The sequence below is a fragment of the Mesorhizobium sp. M1A.F.Ca.ET.072.01.1.1 genome, from assembly GCF_004023325.1.
Classification (GTDB): Bacteria; Pseudomonadota; Alphaproteobacteria; order Rhizobiales; family Rhizobiaceae; genus Mesorhizobium.
Map to the genome: position 1 here is coordinate 1 of NZ_RZSF01000040.1, position 17,019 is coordinate 17,019.

The 17,019-nt window shown below is 61.3% G+C and carries 16 protein-coding genes and 1 tRNA gene; 13 read left to right on the forward strand and 4 right to left on the reverse strand.

The features are described from left to right. The 4 genes from EOA32_RS08680 to EOA32_RS08695 all read right to left on the reverse strand — a co-directional run. Positions 1 to 519 (reverse strand): YjbE family putative metal transport protein (locus EOA32_RS08680; protein WP_128371495.1); only part of this gene is annotated, 519 nt, incomplete at its 3' end. Positions 520 to 795: 276 nt separating this feature from the next. Next, positions 796 to 1,203 (reverse strand): DUF930 domain-containing protein, encoded by a 408-nt coding sequence (locus tag EOA32_RS08685; protein ID WP_066989790.1) that lies wholly within the window; start codon positions 1,201 to 1,203, stop codon positions 796 to 798. Between the two features lie 1,641 nt (positions 1,204 to 2,844). After that, positions 2,845 to 3,219: a hypothetical protein gene (locus EOA32_RS08690; protein WP_128371496.1), complete on the reverse strand. Its 375-nt coding sequence runs from the start codon at positions 3,217 to 3,219 to the stop codon at positions 2,845 to 2,847. Positions 3,220 to 3,397: 178 nt separating this feature from the next. Further along, positions 3,398 to 3,487: transfer RNA gene (locus tag EOA32_RS08695), tRNA-Ser, on the reverse strand. Positions 3,488 to 4,282: 795 nt separating this feature from the next. On the opposite strand from EOA32_RS08695, the gene EOA32_RS08700 reads away from it, so the two are divergent. The 13 genes from EOA32_RS08700 to EOA32_RS08760 all read left to right on the forward strand — a co-directional run bounded on the left by EOA32_RS08700 (position 4,283) and on the right by EOA32_RS08760 (position 16,972). Beyond that, on the forward strand, positions 4,283 to 5,548 hold the full coding sequence (locus EOA32_RS08700; protein ID WP_128371497.1) for a septal ring lytic transglycosylase RlpA family protein: 1,266 nt from the start codon (positions 4,283 to 4,285) through the stop codon (positions 5,546 to 5,548). Between the two features lie 83 nt (positions 5,549 to 5,631). Continuing rightward, entirely contained in the window at positions 5,632 to 6,810 is a 1,179-nt protein-coding gene (locus tag EOA32_RS08705; RefSeq protein WP_128371498.1) for a D-alanyl-D-alanine carboxypeptidase family protein, read from the forward strand. 72 nt (positions 6,811 to 6,882) lie between these two features. Beyond that, positions 6,883 to 7,557 (forward strand): dTMP kinase, encoded by a 675-nt coding sequence (gene tmk / locus EOA32_RS08710; protein WP_095777668.1) that lies wholly within the window; start codon positions 6,883 to 6,885, stop codon positions 7,555 to 7,557. Beyond that, a complete protein-coding gene (locus EOA32_RS08715; RefSeq protein ID WP_128371499.1) occupies positions 7,554 to 8,609 on the forward strand; it encodes a DNA polymerase III subunit delta' in 1,056 nt (351 codons plus the stop codon). Before tmk ends, EOA32_RS08715 begins: the two co-directional genes overlap by 4 nt. A gap of 134 nt (positions 8,610 to 8,743) precedes the next feature. Next, positions 8,744 to 10,291 carry a methionine--tRNA ligase gene (gene metG, locus EOA32_RS08720; RefSeq protein ID WP_128371500.1) on the forward strand — a complete coding sequence of 516 codons (1,548 nt, stop codon included), beginning with the start codon at positions 8,744 to 8,746 and terminating at the stop codon, positions 10,289 to 10,291. Beyond that, on the forward strand, positions 10,291 to 11,085 hold the full coding sequence (locus tag EOA32_RS08725) for a TatD family hydrolase (protein WP_128371501.1): 795 nt from the start codon (positions 10,291 to 10,293) through the stop codon (positions 11,083 to 11,085). The genes metG and EOA32_RS08725 overlap by 1 nt, the downstream gene beginning before the upstream one ends. Before the next feature lies 1 nt (position 11,086). Beyond that, positions 11,087 to 11,908: an MBL fold metallo-hydrolase gene (locus tag EOA32_RS08730; protein ID WP_128371502.1), complete on the forward strand. Its 822-nt coding sequence runs from the start codon at positions 11,087 to 11,089 to the stop codon at positions 11,906 to 11,908. Positions 11,909 to 11,974: 66 nt separating this feature from the next. Beyond that, on the forward strand, positions 11,975 to 12,583 hold the full coding sequence (locus tag EOA32_RS08735) for a chloramphenicol phosphotransferase (RefSeq protein ID WP_128371503.1): 609 nt from the start codon (positions 11,975 to 11,977) through the stop codon (positions 12,581 to 12,583). Positions 12,584 to 12,698: 115 nt separating this feature from the next. Further along, positions 12,699 to 12,908 (forward strand): hypothetical protein, encoded by a 210-nt coding sequence (locus EOA32_RS08740; protein WP_128371504.1) that lies wholly within the window; start codon positions 12,699 to 12,701, stop codon positions 12,906 to 12,908. Between the two features lie 15 nt (positions 12,909 to 12,923). Further along, a complete protein-coding gene (locus EOA32_RS08745) occupies positions 12,924 to 13,796 on the forward strand; it encodes a hypothetical protein (RefSeq protein ID WP_128371505.1) in 873 nt (290 codons plus the stop codon). 84 nt (positions 13,797 to 13,880) lie between these two features. Beyond that, a complete protein-coding gene (locus tag EOA32_RS08750; RefSeq protein ID WP_128371506.1) occupies positions 13,881 to 15,632 on the forward strand; it encodes a hypothetical protein in 1,752 nt (583 codons plus the stop codon). A 54-nt stretch (positions 15,633 to 15,686) separates the two neighbouring features. After that, complete coding sequence (locus EOA32_RS08755) at positions 15,687 to 16,349, forward strand: hypothetical protein (RefSeq protein WP_128371507.1); 663 nt, start codon at positions 15,687 to 15,689, stop codon at positions 16,347 to 16,349. Continuing rightward, on the forward strand, positions 16,349 to 16,972 hold the full coding sequence (locus tag EOA32_RS08760) for a M15 family metallopeptidase (RefSeq protein WP_128371508.1): 624 nt from the start codon (positions 16,349 to 16,351) through the stop codon (positions 16,970 to 16,972). The genes EOA32_RS08755 and EOA32_RS08760 overlap by 1 nt, the downstream gene beginning before the upstream one ends. The last annotated feature ends 47 nt before the right edge of the window (positions 16,973 to 17,019 follow it).

Here is a 17,019-nt window from a genome sequence, read left to right on the forward strand (position 1 = left end):
GGCAAGGCCCATCAAGCCGATCGACAGCACGAGGCCGACGATCAGCACCCAGAAATGATCACGCGCGGCGCCGGCGACGGCCAGCACGTTGTCCAGCGACATCGACACGTCTGCGACGACGATCTGCAGCGCCGCCTGGCCAAGCGTCTTGCGCGGCGCCTTGCCGGCAACCGCCTTGTCGCTGTCGAGATCGGAATTGGCGAGCGCCTCCGTCGCCTCGTGCTCGTCGGCATGGGAGGTGCGCAGCTCGCGATACATCTTCCAGCATACCCATAACAGGAGGATGCCACCGGCGAGCAACAGTCCGACGATTGCAAGCAGCTTGACGGTAACTGCCGCGAACAGGATGCGCAGCACCGTCGCTGCCACCACGCCGATCAGAATGGCTTTTTTGCGCTGCTCCGTCGGCAGGCCGGCGGCCGCCAGTCCAATGACGATGGCATTATCGCCCGCAAGCACCAGGTCGATCGCTATGACCTGGACAAGGGCAGTCAGGCTTGCGGCGCTGAAAATATCCATCGTCTGGAGCCTTCCTGTTTGCGAAATGTCGATCTTCGAGTGTTCTAACGCCGGAGCGATTCACCGATTGATGCGATCGCGTTCTAAGTCTTTGTTTTCACGCAATTCCGGCGGGAAAAACGGCTGCGCGTTTTTCCTGGAATTGCTCTACGTGCATGGTTCCTGCACGTCAAGAGAACTCACGAAACAAGCGGTTGCCGCTCGTCTGGTTCCATTGGGTTCAAATGAGTTTGCACTCGAAAGGCCGGCTTACGCGCAGCCGACCGCGGCAGTCGGTCAATCGTAAAGGTTGTATTTTGCCCAGTCGGTTTCCGGGATCTCGTCACCGATCTTGTAGAGCAACTGCAGCACCTGCATATGGTCGGGCGCGGTCTGGCACTTGAACTTCAGCCGGAACCATTGTCCCTTGCTGCGAAAGGCGGCGCCGGGGCTCCTGATCGCGTCGGCGCTCATCTGGGGCGTGGCGAAGGCATAGGCCACCACACGGTCGGCCTTGAATTTGCGATCGTCGTGGCTGATCCGGTCGAGCACCTCGGCGTCGCAACGCTGTTCGAGACGAGTCTGCGGATCGAGTTTCAGCAGGCCGGCACGAAGTGCGTTGTCCATCGCCTTGGCCGGCCAGGCCAGCGCCAGAGGCGCCAGAACCATCAGGCAGAGCTTTTTCATGGGCGCGACAAGCAGCATATTCTGTCTGAGAAATCAACCAAACGCACGCGCTTGTGACATGGGTGCCGGGCCGGCCGGGCCAGCCTTTGGGCTCAGGCCAATCTCGGGCTTCGGCGACTGGGCTACTGCCTTTGTTCCGGGGGTTCCGCGATGAAACGATCTCCGCTGCCGAAGAACTGTCAAGCAGCCTGTCAGACTTGGGTCGTATACAGCAGGGACTGTAGAGCCTCTTTTTCTCCTCGTCGGGCAGCAGTATTGTTCCTTGAAAGTGCTGGAACACAATCCTGCCCGGTTTCGCAGGCTCAGCCGCCGAACAGATTTGCGTTGGAATACTAAAACGAAGAACCGTCAGCGATGAGGTTTACCTGCTTACCGGATCCGTGTGACCAATGGATGGTCTATGATGTATTTTTCGACCTTCCGGCGGAATTGTCGGGCCGACTGCTGCTTGGATTAACGCGAAAGGGCGCAGAGCATTTAACTGAGCAAGCGAACATAAAAACTGTGTCGACGTGCCTGACGATGGAAACCGGCCCCGGTGGGAAGGCCGTTAGCCCGAAAGCACTTTACCAAAAATGTTTCGCTGCAGGGTAGCGCTATAGGTTCCGTGGTTTGCAAGATGATCCCATACGGAGAAACAGGCCGTGAGCGCGGCCATAGCAAGAATCATGCGCATTGGAACTCCCCACGGCGCCCGAAAACGTCCAATGGTAAGTTCGCGTCAGATTGGAGGCTATTGCCAATATAGTGGGTGACCCTACACCAATCGCGGTATGCTACAGCAAGCGGATAGCAGGGCGAGCCACGCGGACCTTGCGCAGCCGCCGGTACTTTCCTGGTGACTTAGCGAGCGATAGCTAGCCCGATACCGATGCCAACCCCCACGGCGACTCCTAAAAAGAGCTTGCTGGCGAAGTCCAGGGCGAACGCGCGCACAGCCGTATAAATATCTGCTCGGGGCTGCCTGACAGCAGCCGCAAGGTCATCGAACATCGCTTCCATAGGTTGCCACCCGCGATTTCTTCGACCTGCAAGACTAGATCAGTTCTGGTGAGATGGGAATTCCTCCGATCCATCAAAATTTAATGATCACGAAAGCTCGTTGGTAGGCACGTGTGGTAACGGTTGATTCAACCATTGCTGGTATAAAACAAGCCAGGTGGCGGCCCCGACAGAGGGCGGGGGGTGCTGGGCCTGCCGGAGCCGCCGGCGCGGGAGTGGGCGCTACCCGCGCTGTCCCAGAATAGGACAGCGCGGGTCTACAATTAGTTAAAGCTAATAGAATTTTGCCGGCGTACCGCCGCTTTGTGTCGGCTGTCCGCCAGCGGTGTGTCCGCCCCCGCCCGGCAACGTGCGGCTGAGGGGCGCAAGCCGCCGACCCGTGAGGTCATGAGTCTGGTGCGCTCCTGAGATCGGTCCGGACAAGAAACCTTGGACGCCATGTGCCCTGACGCGGGGCGGCCCAGCAGGCTGGCGGGGTAGGCCAGCAAACGCCGGGCCTGACGGGTGGGCTCGGGGGCGAGACACAGCACCGGCTGCCGATAAATATACGCTTGTGCTGATATGGCCGGTACATATCAAGAAGATGATGCCAAAGCAGCCTAAAGGGGCCTCAGCGCACGAAAGGATGCGGCAGAGCCGCCAACCTGCCGTAGCCAGCTAGTGAAGCTTGCCCTTCGGAGGCTTGGCGGTCAGCCACTTCAATTTGACGTTGTTAAGCTCTTGTTCGAGCTCCAGCGCGAGCCGGACGATGGGGTCCGGAATGGAAATCGCGTCTCTCCCGCCCTTTGCCACCTGCGTCTTCGCCGAAAGCTCCGAGACTGCTTTGGATCCGACCGATTTCGACAGCAGTCGGGACAGGTGCTCCCGCTGCAAAGCATGAACCTCTTCCAACAGGCTCAGGAACCTCAACGCATCCACTGTCGGCAGCCTGTTGGTTCTCAAGCGGGCAATCCGCTCGTGCTGACGCGCGATGTGCCGCTCGCCATGTCGAACATGACGCTGCGCCATACTGATGTGGTCTTCGAGAGACATGGCGCACAACGCGAAAACAGGCGTCTCGTTCCGTCGACTGAATCTGGCAGGACAATCGAGTGGGTACGGGACGCAACCAAGGCTCGCCGGAACCAATAAAGCACGATTGGGACAGATGGCCATCTACAGCGAAACGGTCGCCATGTAGGAGATGATATACCGATTTGGTTGGGAATTGTGGCGGAGGGAGTGGGATTCGAACCCACGGTGAGCTTGCGCCCACGCCGGTTTTCAAGACCGGTGCCTTAAACCGCTCGGCCATCCCTCCATCATACTCATTCAACCACTTACGATCGTCGCTATCGGTCAATTTTCAATGGTCGGCGCAAAATTGACGCCGAGGCATTTGCGACCGGTTAGCGCTTCATTGCTGTAATGCGGCGGTCAGGGCTGCGTCAACCACCGCGACGTGCCTTCCTGCGGTCGGGACAGACGATGCATTGCCCGGCTGCCTGGTTGCCGGGCGCTTTTATGTCTGTGGCGAAAATGTCACGCAACCAGAATATGCGGCGGCTCAACCTTAGCGCGCTTATTATCCAGCCAAACGAGGCGTACCGTCCTTAGCGGGCAAGGGGACGACCCAGACCGCAAGCGTCTCTCACTTCCTCCCGAACTAGCGCCCGCTACGGAAAACGTGGTGGGCGTCTTCTTGTCCAGTCCGACGGCAACGCCTCCGGCTAGGCGCGAAAGCGTCTCCCAACTGATCAGTGAAACCACTGCTCATATGGGATGAACCGAGTTCATCCGTTCGATCTAGGCAGGCCTTGCAGACGCCCATGCTAAACTCCTGGTTGGCGCGGGCAATTCCAGCGCTGTGAGCGCCGGTTGGAAATGGAAGTCCCCCTCCAAAAAGCTGCCCCTCCATCCGGCGCTCGTCAACGCAAGGCTCATCCTCGCCGGCAGTTTTCTCCCCGCCATAATCTCGCCCGGTTCCGGCCGTAATCGATTAACATCGTAATAAACATTTCCTGTGCACAAAGATATTGGGGATCAAGGTGTTGCTGCATTCGGGGGCGCTTGGCTCCGATTGATGGCGGCGAGACTGTAGGGGACAATCGAAAACATGCAGACTTCGGCGCGCCCGCGTCTTCGTCGCGCTCCTGCCTTCGTGCTGTGCGCCCTCTCGGTGGCGCTGCTTGCCGGCTGTACGTCGACGCCGCAACCGAAAGGCATGGTCGACAAGCGGCCGCGTTCCAAGGAGTATTTCGCCGAATCCGAATATGGCGTGAAGGCGAGCCCGCGCGTTGCCTTCATGCGCGGCGGCGGCCGCGACCAACTCGGCAAGCCGTACCAGGTGCGCGGCAAGTGGTACTATCCCAAGGAGGATAAGAGATATGCCAAGGTTGGCCTGGCTTCCTGGTATGGCGATGCCTTCCACGGCCGGCTGACCGCCAACGGCGAAGTCTATGACACGATGCAACTGACGGCGGCGCACCCGACAATGCCGCTGCCGAGCTATGCCCGCGTCACCAATCTCGAGACCGGCAGTTCGATTATCGTCCGCGTCAACGACCGCGGCCCATATCATGAGGGCCGCATCATCGACGTCTCGGAACGTGCCGCGCAAATGCTCGACTATGGCAAGGTCGGCACGGCAAGGGTGAAGGTCGAATATGTCGGTCGGGCGCCTCTCGACGGCAATGACGACCAGTATCTGATGGCTTCCTACCGTCCCGGCAGCAGCCGGCCCGATCCGTCCGACGGCCTGCCGACGGGCGTGATGGAGGCCATGAACGGCCCGTCGCCCAGCCTGTCGATGAGCGATGCACCTCCAGCGGCCGTGCCGTTCCCCGGCCAGCTGACCAGTTCTGGGCAGGCTTTTGCCACGCAGTCGGGTCTGTCGGAGCAGCCTGCCGCGCAACCGGCGATGTCAGGGCAGGCGCAGGGCGCCAGCGAAGTCGTGCTGCCGGATTTCGGGCCGATTGTGCCGGAGCGGCCGCAGTTCAGGCTGCCGCCGAACTCGCCCTTTGCCATGGCGTCGCTGTCCTACGCGGATGAGCGCGTCAATAGCGCCGACGTCTTTGCCGCCCTCGACGGCAGCGGCATGTCGCCGGCCGACATCCTGCAGTCGTGGAAGAAGTCGAACGGCCAGGAACAGACGCCGGCCTCCGATTATGTGGCCGCCGGCTCCTTTGACAATGCGGCGCAGGCAAACCGCGTGGCGGCGGCGCTCGAGCCGTTTGGCAGGACTGAAATCCAGCGCACCGAGCTCGACGGCAACGACTGGTACGCGGTCAACGTCTATCCGGATGGCCATGGCAGCATCGACGACCTGCTGCAGGCGGCCTGGTCGCACGGCGCGCCGGACGCATTGGTTGTGCGAAACTGATCAATTTCGCGCCCGCCGTTGATCCAGCGGAAAGAACCCTGATAGCTTGTCGACGCCAGCACGGCTAAGTGGGTCGATATTTCATGCAGTTCCGCATCGTTCAGCCTTTCGCCGGATTACTAGGCCTGGCGCTGATACTGCTTTGGGCAGCCCCGGCCGGCGCGCAGCTTTTCGAGACCAAGGCGGCCCAGGCCTTCATGATCGACGCCGATACCGGCACGGTGCTTTTCGCCAAGGATGCCGACAAGCCGATCCCGCCGGCTTCGATGGCCAAGCTGATGACGATGGAGGTGGTCTTCAACGCCATCAAATCGAAGCGGATCACGCTCGACGATACTTTCGTGGTCAGCGAAAACGCCTGGCGCACCGGCGGCGCGCCGTCGGGCACCTCGACGATGTTTGCCAAGCTCAAATCGGCGGTCCGTGTCGAGGATCTGATCCAGGGCGTGACCGTGCAGGCCGCCAATGACGGCTGCATCGTGCTTGCCGAAGGCATGGCAGGCTCGGAGGCGAATTTCGCCGCGCAGATGACGGAGCGTGCCCGCGAGCTTGGTCTCTCGAAATCGACCTTCGTCAATTCGACCGGGCTGCCGGCAGATGGCCAGCAGACGACAGTGCGGGAGCTCACGATGCTGGCACTGCACATCTGGCGCGACTATCCCGAGTTCTTCCACTACTACGGCCAGCCCGACTTCACCTGGAACAAGATCTCCCAGCGGAACCGCAATCCGCTTTTGGCCATGGGCATCAATGCCGACGGCTTCGTGGCGGGGGCGAGCGAGTCCGCAGGCTTCGGCATTGTCGGCACGGTCAGCCACAACGGCATTCGGGTGATCGCGGCGCTGAGCGGTCTGGCGAGCGACCGGGAACGCTCCGAGGAGGCGCGCAAGCTGCTAGACTGGGGGTCGCGCTCCTTCCAGAAGACGGAGATCTTCGCCAAGGACGAGGTCGTCGGCGAAGCCGAAGTCTTCGGCGGCGCCCAATCAGGCGTGGCCTTGAAAGCCAAGGGCCCGGTGGACATCTTTCTGCCGATAACCAACCGCGACAAGCTGACCGCCAGGATTGTCTATGACGGCCCGGTGGCGGCGCCGGTGGAGGAGGGGCAACCGGTCGGGGAGCTGCGCGTTTGGATAGGGGACACGCTCAGCCAGCGAACGCCGCTTTTCGCCGCCGAGGCGGTGAAGGTTGGGACGTTGCCGCAGCGTGCGCTTGACGCCGCCAAGGAACTGGCTGTCGGCTGGCTGCGTCAGAAACATTTGTGATCGGGCAGGCTCGTGGACCTTTTGCCGGACGGGAGCTATGACAGCGGCCAGCACGGGCGAAGGCATTCACGATTGGCGAGCGGATTTTTCATCACCTTCGAAGGCGGCGAAGGAGCCGGCAAGTCGACGCAGATCGAGCGGCTGGCACGGCGCATGCGCGCCAAGAAATACGACGTCCTGGTGACACGCGAGCCAGGCGGCTCGCCGGGTGCCGAGGCGGTGAGACATGTGCTTCTGTCCGGCGCCGCCGAGCCCTTCGGCCCGAAGATGGAGGCGATCCTCTTCGCCGCCGCACGCTCCGACCATGTCGAGCAGGTGATCCGGCCGGCGGTCGAGCGCGGCATGATCGTGCTTTGCGACCGTTTCATCGATTCCTCGCGCGTCTATCAGGGCGTCACCGGCGGGCTCGATCCGGATTTCATGGAAGCGCTAGAGGCGGTCGCCATCAATGGCATGGTCCCCGACATGACGCTGATCTTCGACATCGATCCAGCTGAAGGTCTCAAGCGCGCGGCGGCACGGCGCGGCGCCGGCGACAGCGCCGATCGCTTCGAGAAGGAGACTTTGGCCATCCACCAGCGCCGGCGGGAGGCTTTCCTGGCGATCGCCGAGGCGGAGCCGGACCGCTGCATTGTGATCGATGCGTCGGCCGATCCCGAAACGGTGGAAAACGTCGTCACCGCGGCCGTGTTCGCGGTGCTGGAAAAGCGGATGCCGGTGCAAAGGAAGCAGACGGCGCCGGCATGATCTTCGAACGCATCGCCCCCGAACAGCACGACACGCTTGACGGCGTTCCCGAGCCGTCGGAAACGTCGCGACTGATCGGCCACGCGCAGACGGCGGGCATGCTTGCCACCGCTTACCGCGCCGGCAAGCTGCCGCATGCGCTGATCCTCGCCGGGCCGCACGGCATCGGCAAGGCCACACTTGCCTTCCACCTGGCGCACCACCTTCTCAGACATCCCAATTTTGCGGCTGCGCCCGAAGCGCTGGCCGTTCCAGATCCGGCCTCGTCGCTGTTTCGCCAGATCGCTACCGGCGCGCATCCTTCGGTGCTGCATCTCACCCGTCCGGCCAACGACAAGACCAAAAGCTTCAAGACGGTGCTAACCGTCGACGAGATACGCAAGGTCAGCCGCTTCCTGTCGATGACCTCGCATGACGGCAGCTACCGCGTCGTCATCGTCGATCCGGCCGACGACATGAACACCAATGCCGCCAATGCCTTGCTCAAGAATCTTGAGGAGCCTCCGGCGCGCACCCTGTTCATCCTCATCGTCCATGCGCCGGGCAGTCTGTTGCCGACGATCCGGTCGCGGTGTCAGATGGTGCGGCTGACGCCGCTTGCGCCGGACGAATTGATGGCTGTGCTGGAAGGCATCGAGCCGCCGCCGCCGGTCGATCCGGCGGCGCGCGCCGCTTTGGCCGAGCGGGCAGGGGGCAGCGCGCGCAACGCGATCCTGCTTACCCAGTATGGCGGGCTGGAAATCGCCGGCGCGCTCGACGCGCTGGTGGCGGCGCAAAAGCCGGACATTGCCGCTGCCCACCGGCTTGCCGAAGCCGTTGCCGGCCGCGACCAGGCGATCCAGTTCGATATCTTCAACCGCCGCGCGCTCGATCTGCTGTCGGCCGCCGCCAGCGAAGCGGCTTTGACCGGCAACCTCGCCAGGGCCAAAACGCTGTCCGACGCTTGGCACGAGGCCGTGAACACGATATCTGAGGCAGAGACCTACAATCTCGACAAGAAGCAGCACGCCCTGACCATGATCGACCGCCTGAATTCTGTGATGCGAATGTGACGGTTTTCTTGGTGCATGCCGCTGCCCCAAAACCGGGCACCACTTTTGGGCGGCATGCATCGGGATGGCAATCGCCATGCCGATAGTTTATCCACCGCCACAACTCACATTCAGACCTTCATGACGGTTCATTCATGTCACGCGAAAAATCCTACCTGACCACGCCGATTTTCTATCCGAATGGCAAGCCACATATCGGCCACGCCTATACGGTCATCGCCAGCGACGCGCTGGCCCGCTTCCAGCGTCTCGACGGCAAGGAAGTGTTCTTCCTCACGGGCACCGACGAGCATGGCCTCAAGATGCAGCAGACAGCCGAGAAGGAAGGCATCGCGCCGATAACGCTCGCCGACCGCAATTCGGCAATCTTCCGCTCGATGACCGAGACAGTCGGGGGCTCAAACGACGAATTCATCCGCACGACCGAACAACGTCACTACGCATCCTGCCAAGCGATCTGGAAGGCGATGGCCGCCAATGGCGACATCTATCTTGATCGCTACAGCGGCTGGTATTCGGTCCGCCAGGAAGCCTATTTCGACGAAAGCGAAACCACGCTCGGCGACGACGGCGTACGCCGCGAGCCGCTTGGCTCGCCGGTTGAATGGAACGAGGAGGAAAGCTATTTCTTCCGGCTATCCGCCTATCAGGACAAATTGCTGGCACTTTATGAGAGCCGGCCAGACTTCATCGGTCCAGCGGAGCGCCGTAACGAAGTGATCAGCTTCGTCAAGTCCGGCTTGAAGGACCTGTCGATCTCGCGCACCACGTTCAAATGGGGCGTGCCTGTACCGGGCAACGACAAGCATGTGATGTATGTCTGGGTCGACGCATTGACCAACTACATCACGGCCGCTGGCTATCCCGACACCAAATCCGAGCAATGGCACTACTGGCCGGCGACGCATATCATCGGCAAGGACATCGTGCGCTTCCACGCGGTCTACTGGCCGGCCTTCCTGATGTCGGCCGGCATAGAATTGCCGAAGCGCGTCTTCGCCCACGGCTTCCTGTTCAACCGCGGCGAGAAGATGTCCAAATCGGTCGGCAATGTCGTCGATCCGTTCGCCATGATCGAGCATTACGGCCTCGACCAGGTACGCTATTTCTTCCTGCGCGAGGTGCCGTTCGGGCAGGACGGCAGCTACAGTCACGAAGCGATCGTCAACCGCACCAATGCCGATCTCGCCAACGGCCTCGGCAATCTGGCGCAGCGCTCGCTGTCGATGATCGCCAAGAACTGCGGCGGGGCGGTGCCGAAGCGCGGCGAGCTCACCGAAGCCGACGCGGCGATCCTCGACCAGGCGGTGGAGGCGCTTGCGGTAGCGCGCAGAGCCATCGCGGAGCAGGGCATCCATCTGGCGCTGGCGGCGATCTTCGGCGTGGTGGCCGACGCCGACCGCTACTTCGCGTCGCAGGAGCCCTGGGCGCTGCGCAAAACCGATCCGGAGCGCATGGAGACGGTGCTGTGGACGACGGCCGAGCTTGTCCGGCGCGTGACGGTGCTTTGCCAGCCCTTCATTCCCGGATCGGCGGCTAGGCTGCTCGACCTGCTGGCGGTGCCGGCGGACAAGCGCAATTTCGCGCATGTCCACGCAGACCATGCGCTGGTGCCCGGCACGGCGCTGCCGGTGCCTGAGGGCGTGTTTCCCCGCTACGTCGAGCAGGACACCAAAGCCTGATGCTTGTCGACAGTCACTGCCATCTCGATTTTCCGGATTTTGCCGAGGAGCGGGCGGCTATCGTCGCCCGCGCTCTCGCAGCCGGGATCGGCCGCATGGTGACGATCTCAACGCGCGTGAAGCGTTTTCAGCAAATCCTTGAAATTGCTGGAGCTTTTAGTGAGGTCTATTGCTCAGTTGGTACTCATCCGCACAATGCGGCGGAAGAGCTCGATGTGACCGCAGAGGAGCTGGTACGGCTTTCCGACCATCCCAAGGTGGTGGCGATCGGCGAAGCCGGCCTGGACTATTTCTACGACCGCGCGCCGCGCGAGGCACAGGCGCAAGGCTTCCGCACTCACATCGCCGCCGCGCGCCGGACCGGCCTGCCGCTGGTCATCCATTCGCGCGACGCCGACGGCGACATGGCGGCGATTCTCGAGGAGGAGACAGGGAAGGGCGCTTTCCCCTTCATCCTGCATTGTTTTTCGTCCGGGCGTCGGCTGGCGGAAGTCGGCGTGGCGCTGGGCGGCTATGTCTCCTTCTCAGGCATCCTGACCTTCAAGAACTCGACCGAATTGCGCGCGATTGCCGCAGATGTGCCGCGCGAACGGCTGCTGGTCGAGACCGACGCGCCTTATCTTGCGCCAATCCCGCATCGGGGAAAACGCAATGAGCCCGCCTATGTCGCGAATACCGCGAAGGTGCTGGCCGAGACCATCGGCGTCAGCGAGGCGGAGATCGCCGACATCACCACCGAGAATGTCTTCCGGCTGTTTACCAAGATGCCGCGACCGGACGTGACGGCGGCCTGACATGGGCGACCAGCTGCGCCTCACCATTCTCGGCTGCGGCTCGTCGCCCGGTACGCCGCGCATCACCGGCGACTGGGGCAATTGCGATCCGGCCAATCCGAAGAACCGCCGCATGCGCACGGCTGCTCTTGTCGAGCGGATCGCAGGGAATGGCAGCCGCACCACCGTCGTCATCGACACCGGACCGGATTTCCGCGCCCAGATGCTGCTCGCCTCGGTCAAGCACATCGACGCGGTGGTCTATACCCATCCGCATGCCGACCACATTCACGGCATCGACGATCTGCGCGGCTTCGTGCTCGAGCAACGCCGTCGTATCGATATCCATGCCGACCAGCCGACCATGCTGCGGCTGCGCCAGGCGTTCGGCTACTGCTTCGAGACGCCCCCGGGCAGTTCCTATCCACCGATCGTCAGGCCGCATCTCATAGACCATGCCCGGCCGGTGGTGATCGAAGGCGAGGGGGGTCCCCTCACCCTTGAGCCGCTGCCGCAGATCCATGGCGACATCATTTCGCTCGGTTTCCGCGTGGGCGAGCTCGCCTATTGCCCCGATATCAGCGACTTTCCAGCTGCCACAGCAGGAAGGCTTGAAGGCCTTGACGTGCTGGTGATCGACGCGCTGCAGTACAACAGCCATCCAAGCCATCTGTCGCTTGCCGAGGCACTGGGCTGGATCGAGAAGCTCTCGCCGAAAAACGCGGTGCTGACGCATATGCATGTGCCGCTGGACTATGCCGCCGTGATGGCCGAGACGCCGGACCACGTGGTGCCGGCCTATGACGGCATGATGATCGAAATTCCTTTTGAGTCAGAGCGATAGAGACGCCTGTTCACTTTGGCGCTTAGTCGTCAATCCGATTCTCTTTGGTGCTTCGGAAACTGATCGATGGTTCAGAATGTGTTTGTTCTGCTGCTCGGTTTCCCTGGCGTCGGCAAGCTGACGATCGCACGGGAACTCGGCACGGCACTTTCCGGCCAGGTCATCGACAATCACTGGATCAACAATCCTATATTGGCACTGCTTGCCGATGACGGTCGTCGCACTTTGCCTGATGCCGTCTGGGAGCAGACCGCCAAGGTCCGCCAGGCTGTCTTGGACACCGTCGCAACACTTTGTCCTCCCGCCGCCAACTTCATCTTCACGAACTCCGGCATCCAAGGAGACACGAGAAGCCTGGCGTCCTACCAGCAGATGAAAGATGCGTCGGATCGACGAGGCGCTCACTTCGTGCCTGTGCGCTTGCTTTGCGAAGAGGCCGAACTGGTACGTCGCGTGATGTCGCCAACGCGACGTGACCGTCTCAAGTCGATCGATCCGGAAGTCGCGCGCCACCGCAGCCGAACAGTCGCTGTCCTTGACCCGAAGCACCCGAACAGCCTGACGATCGACGTAACAGCGATCTGCGCGGCGGAGGCGGCTACAAGGATTCACGAACACATCAAGGACCGCGTTGACGCCTTTGAAGCACGCACGAGAAGCCCAGGAGAACCGTAGCAAAACCAGCTTCGTGGTGGATGTGTCAGTTCCATAATCTATCTTATGCGACTTAGCGTAACGCTCGAAACCAAGCGAACCGATTTCGAACCTCAAATGAAAACGGGAGCTTGTATTGAAAAATGTCATCCTCCGCTCAATCGTCGTACCTCTCGCCTCGCGGGCCGGTACGGCCCTTGCAGCGTATCTCGTGTCCAAGGGCCTTGACGGCACTCTTGCGGATCAGTTCGCAAACGGCGTCTTGGCTCTTCTTCTGGTTGGTTGTGACATAATCACCAGTAAGGCGCTCCACCTTGTCGGCATCGACAAACAGGAGGCGGCCTAATTCATCGAAGCCCTCTTGGGCCTCGGCGGCTCCCTGCTCTCGGGCCTCTTTGGCTCCGGTGATCAGGAAACAACGTCCCATGTCGATTACAAGCGCATGGTGCGTGACGCCGAAGCCGCTGGCTTCAACCCGCTAACCGCAATCCGCAACGGCGGATCGGCGGGCTTTACCTCTACCACCACTCCGGGTAATCCTGTCGGCGGCGCGTTATCACGCGTTGGTGATTGGCTCACCAACTTCAACCCGTTCGAAGACGCTGAACGGTCGCAAAGGAGTAGGTTGCTTGACGCACAAATCGCAAACCTCAACGCGGAAACCGGAAATCTTCTACACACTGTTCCTAGTCGGCACGGGGCTGTTGCTTCCGGCGCTGGTGTTCGGAATGCCCCGGCTTCCCTATCTGGGGGATGGGGCGCAAAACAACCGCCGGTAACCGTTCTCGGTCAGCTAACCGGGAACCCGATCTATGGCCCTTCCGAGGGCTCGATGTCTGGGGGCGGCGCTACCTCCAAGGGTAATGCCGCCCTGTCCTCCTTCACTCCTCCGCCTTTGGAGGACGGGAAGCTTACCCGAACCCCGTGGCTCGATAGCTTCACCAACGGTTGGCTCCGCCAGGACCCAACAAGGCCGGATCAGGCCGCGTTTGAGGATAGCTACGGCGATACCGAAATCCCCGGCACGATAGCTGCGGGTTTCGCGTTCACTCGGGACCTCATGTACAATCTGGATCACTACGCTTCTGCGGGTGATCGCATGATCGCGGAGCGCGTCGCGCGTCTCCGTAAGGGCTCCTACAAGCCGAAACGCGTTCGCGGGTCGGCGGCAAGCCGTGGCGTTCAACTCTATCAATCGCCCTTCGGGATGCCCCTTTCCGGGCCTTCCTACTAATGGCGTGCGCGTCCTGCGCACGTCGTCGCAAAGTCCTGTCCGGCGCGCTGCGGCGCGTCATCACCAAACTGAAAGGAAGAAAGAATGGCTCGCTCAAAAGGCGGTAGTCCCCGGATGCTCCAGGGCGACTACACGACAATCTCCCGCATGGCTACACAGCCAATCGTCGTCGATCGGTCGCACCGTATCCATACCGCGCGCGGTATCACCTCTCTGCCTGCGGGCAAGATGGTGCCGATAGCGGCTATGCCGCTGCTCCGCGAAGATGCCGTGCGGTCTGGTCGCATGCGCTTCTCGTTCGAAATGATGGAAACGGCGGAAATCCTGATGAACGCCGTTTACGTCTCTGTGAAGGCGTATCTGGTGCCGTGGTCGGCGTTCACGCGCTTCGATAGCGTCGATGCCGTAAACCGTGCTTATGAAGGCGTCGAACAGTACACCGGCGGTCCTGTGAAGAATTTCGTCCAGCGCGAAACCTTCAATTCGGCAACGCCGGATGACATCAAGGTGTACCTCGGCCTTCACGCCAAGACCGGCGACAGCGTCGTCACGGCCTATCATGAAGCCTATAACGAAATCTGGAATTTCCGGGCCAAAAACCGCTCCCCGGCGCTTACCTTGCGCGCGGTGACGGATAAGAACTTGGCTCCGGCCTTCTGGCGTCATGAACAGTTCCGCCACATTGTCCCGAACTTCGATCAGGCGCTTGTGGACGGCAATGTCGCGCTGAACGTCGTCAACGCGAAACTCCCTGTGAAGGGTATCGGCGTTGCTGCGGCGGGCTTCGCAGGCAACCCGACTGCCAACGTCGCCGTCAAGGAAACGTCGGCCGGAACGGCGGTGACCTATCCGTTCGCCCGTCCGACCGAAAGCGGCGGACCGTGGCTCAAGACCACAACTGGCGTGGCTGGTACGGCGGTTCTCGACGTCTACGCCGAAATGGCGGCGAACGGCATTACCGTGTCGCTCTCCAACATCGAAATGGCGAAAAAGACGGCGGCCTTTGCGCAGCTTCGGACGCGCTACAACGAAATCGATGACGATTACCTGATCAATATGCTGATGGATGGTCTCACCATTCCGGAACAGGCGTTGCGTCAGCCGATCTTGTTGGCCGAGGAAACCACCATCTTCGGCATGTCCAAGCGCTATGCGTCGGATGCCGCCAACCTGACCGAAAGCGTCGTCAACGGTGCCACGCAAGTCGAAATGTCGGTGCAAACGCCGCGCATTGCGACAGGCGGCATTATCATGGTCGTCGCGGAAATCACGCCGGAACAGTTGTTCGAGCGTCAGGCCGATCCGCTCTACCATTATCCGGTGGTGCCGGGTGCGCTCCCCAATACCGGGGCGAATTTCCCGCACTATCTGCGTGACACGCTGGACCCTGAAAAGGTCGAGGCGGTGCCCAACCGCTATATGGATGTCCAGCATGCTACGCCGACGGGCGTCTTCGGCTATGCGCCGCTCAACTACCGCTGGAACGTCAATACGCCGCGCATCGGCGGCAAGTTCTACCGTCCCGGTCCTACTGATCCGTTTGATGAGGACCGGCAACGGCTTTGGGCGGTTGAGACGGTCAACCCGACGTTGGGCACGGATTTCTACCTGTGCACCAATATGAACACGTCGGTTTTCGTCGTCACCAATCAGGACCCTTTCGAATGCGTTTCGCAGGGTGATCTGCTGATCGAGGGCAACACCGTGATGGGTCCGACCCTGCGCGAAAGCGTCGACGACTATGCGCAAGTCCTTCTGCATGCACCGCAGGCGCGTATCGACAAAACCGCGACCGTGGCCGACGACATTCCGGCGAACAATCCTCCGGGCGACTAATCGAGGGGGCGCAAGCTCCCTCCCCTTCCCTCTTTTCATGAAAAGGAAATCCCAATGGAAATTCAAAAGCTTGGTGACCTGTCGCGCTGGCGCGCTCATGACGAAAAGGCAATTGCCTTTGGTCATCACAAGGTCCGCTCGATCCGCCTGGACGTTCGCGCCTCGGCTCCTGTGCATGTCTATCTGCACACAAACGAGTTCGGCGAAATCGTTGATGAGTTCATGACCGTTCTGCCGGTCGGGCTGTCGGCGGTCGAGTTCCTTTCGGGCGGCTGCTCGCTCGTGCTGTCCAGCACGGGGCCTCTGGCCTACTTCACGCCGGAAATCGAGGCTGTGGCCTTCGAAAATGTCGAGGAAGAAACCTTCACGACCATCGCTCAGCGTCGGGAACGAAACCCCGAAGTCGAGTGGATGGAATTCTTGATGAACCAAAATATCAACGCGCGAATGGCGGCGATGGATGAGGAATTCCAGCGTCGTCTGGTGGCTATGGAGGAAAGGAACGGGAATGCCAGTGCCCTCGAAAAAGCCGGTGGATCAGGCGAAGGAGTTCATCAGCGAACGGTTGCGCAACGTGCGAAACAGTCTGACCCACAAGCCGGCGCAAATCAGTCGCCGGCACCCGGGACGGATGGGCGGTCACCACGGGACGGGGGACCTGATGCCGGTGGCGCCGGAAAGCCGGTCGCAGCGGTCACCGAAGGTAAAGAACCTTGATGGGTGACGCTGTCTTTGACGACGGCAAAGGCGGGGGCCTTCGGGCCTCCGCCGCTCGCGCGGCCGTCGATAACTACGTGGCGCGCGGTATGCAGCCGCCAGCGGATTTGCTGGCGCTCGCCTTCCCTGACCAACTGCCTATCCCGGAAACGGCCATTGTTGCCGGTGGCTACCGGGAAGCGCTCAACTCCGTCCGTGATCGCGCCTATCTGATGGGCGAACGATACGCCGCGCAGCAAATGCGGGCGGATCGGGACGGGGTGAACACGCAGCTGCTTGGCTTCTACGATGCCTTCCAGCGCCAGTTACGGGCGCTCGGCGTCCCTATGTTCGCCGCTGAGTTCGTGCGGTCTAAAGACCGTCAGGACGAATTGCTGGCGCTCGGTACAACAAAGGCTGTCGGCGGCAAGTCGCCGCATCAATATGGGATGGCCTTTGATCTGGTCCACTCCAAGCTTGGGTGGGACCTGTCGCGCCAGCAATGGACGCTGATTGGGCATATCGGAAAAAGCGTCGCCGCTCGTGGTCGGATGAAAATCGACTGGGGCGGCGACTGGGAGTTTTACGACCCGGCACACTGGCAAGTGCGCGGCTGGCGTCTGTTAGTTCCGAACGCCGCGTAAGCGTCCTGTGCGTTCGCTCTTGGCGGGTCCTGCCTGAAGGTCAGGGT

Excerpts from the sequence above, each read along its gene's own strand:
- metG (WP_128371500.1), top strand. The coding sequence starts at position 8,744 with ATGTCACGCGAAAAATCCTACCTGACCACGCCGATTTTCTATCCGAAT.
- EOA32_RS08750 (WP_128371506.1), top strand. The coding sequence starts at position 13,881 with ATGGCTCGCTCAAAAGGCGGTAGTCCCCGGATGCTCCAGGGCGACTAC.
- EOA32_RS08705 (WP_128371498.1), top strand. The coding sequence starts at position 5,632 with ATGCAGTTCCGCATCGTTCAGCCTTTCGCCGGATTACTAGGCCTGGCG.
- EOA32_RS08725 (WP_128371501.1), top strand. The coding sequence starts at position 10,291 with ATGCTTGTCGACAGTCACTGCCATCTCGATTTTCCGGATTTTGCCGAG.
- EOA32_RS08735 (WP_128371503.1), top strand. The coding sequence starts at position 11,975 with ATGGTTCAGAATGTGTTTGTTCTGCTGCTCGGTTTCCCTGGCGTCGGC.
- EOA32_RS08760 (WP_128371508.1), top strand. The coding sequence starts at position 16,349 with ATGGGTGACGCTGTCTTTGACGACGGCAAAGGCGGGGGCCTTCGGGCC.
- EOA32_RS08690 (WP_128371496.1), bottom strand. The coding sequence starts at position 3,219 with ATGTCTCTCGAAGACCACATCAGTATGGCGCAGCGTCATGTTCGACAT.
- EOA32_RS08715 (WP_128371499.1), top strand. The coding sequence starts at position 7,554 with ATGATCTTCGAACGCATCGCCCCCGAACAGCACGACACGCTTGACGGC.
- EOA32_RS08730 (WP_128371502.1), top strand. The coding sequence starts at position 11,087 with ATGGGCGACCAGCTGCGCCTCACCATTCTCGGCTGCGGCTCGTCGCCC.
- EOA32_RS08685 (WP_066989790.1), bottom strand. The coding sequence starts at position 1,203 with ATGCTGCTTGTCGCGCCCATGAAAAAGCTCTGCCTGATGGTTCTGGCG.
- EOA32_RS08700 (WP_128371497.1), top strand. The coding sequence starts at position 4,283 with ATGCAGACTTCGGCGCGCCCGCGTCTTCGTCGCGCTCCTGCCTTCGTG.
- EOA32_RS08755 (WP_128371507.1), top strand. The coding sequence starts at position 15,687 with ATGGAAATTCAAAAGCTTGGTGACCTGTCGCGCTGGCGCGCTCATGAC.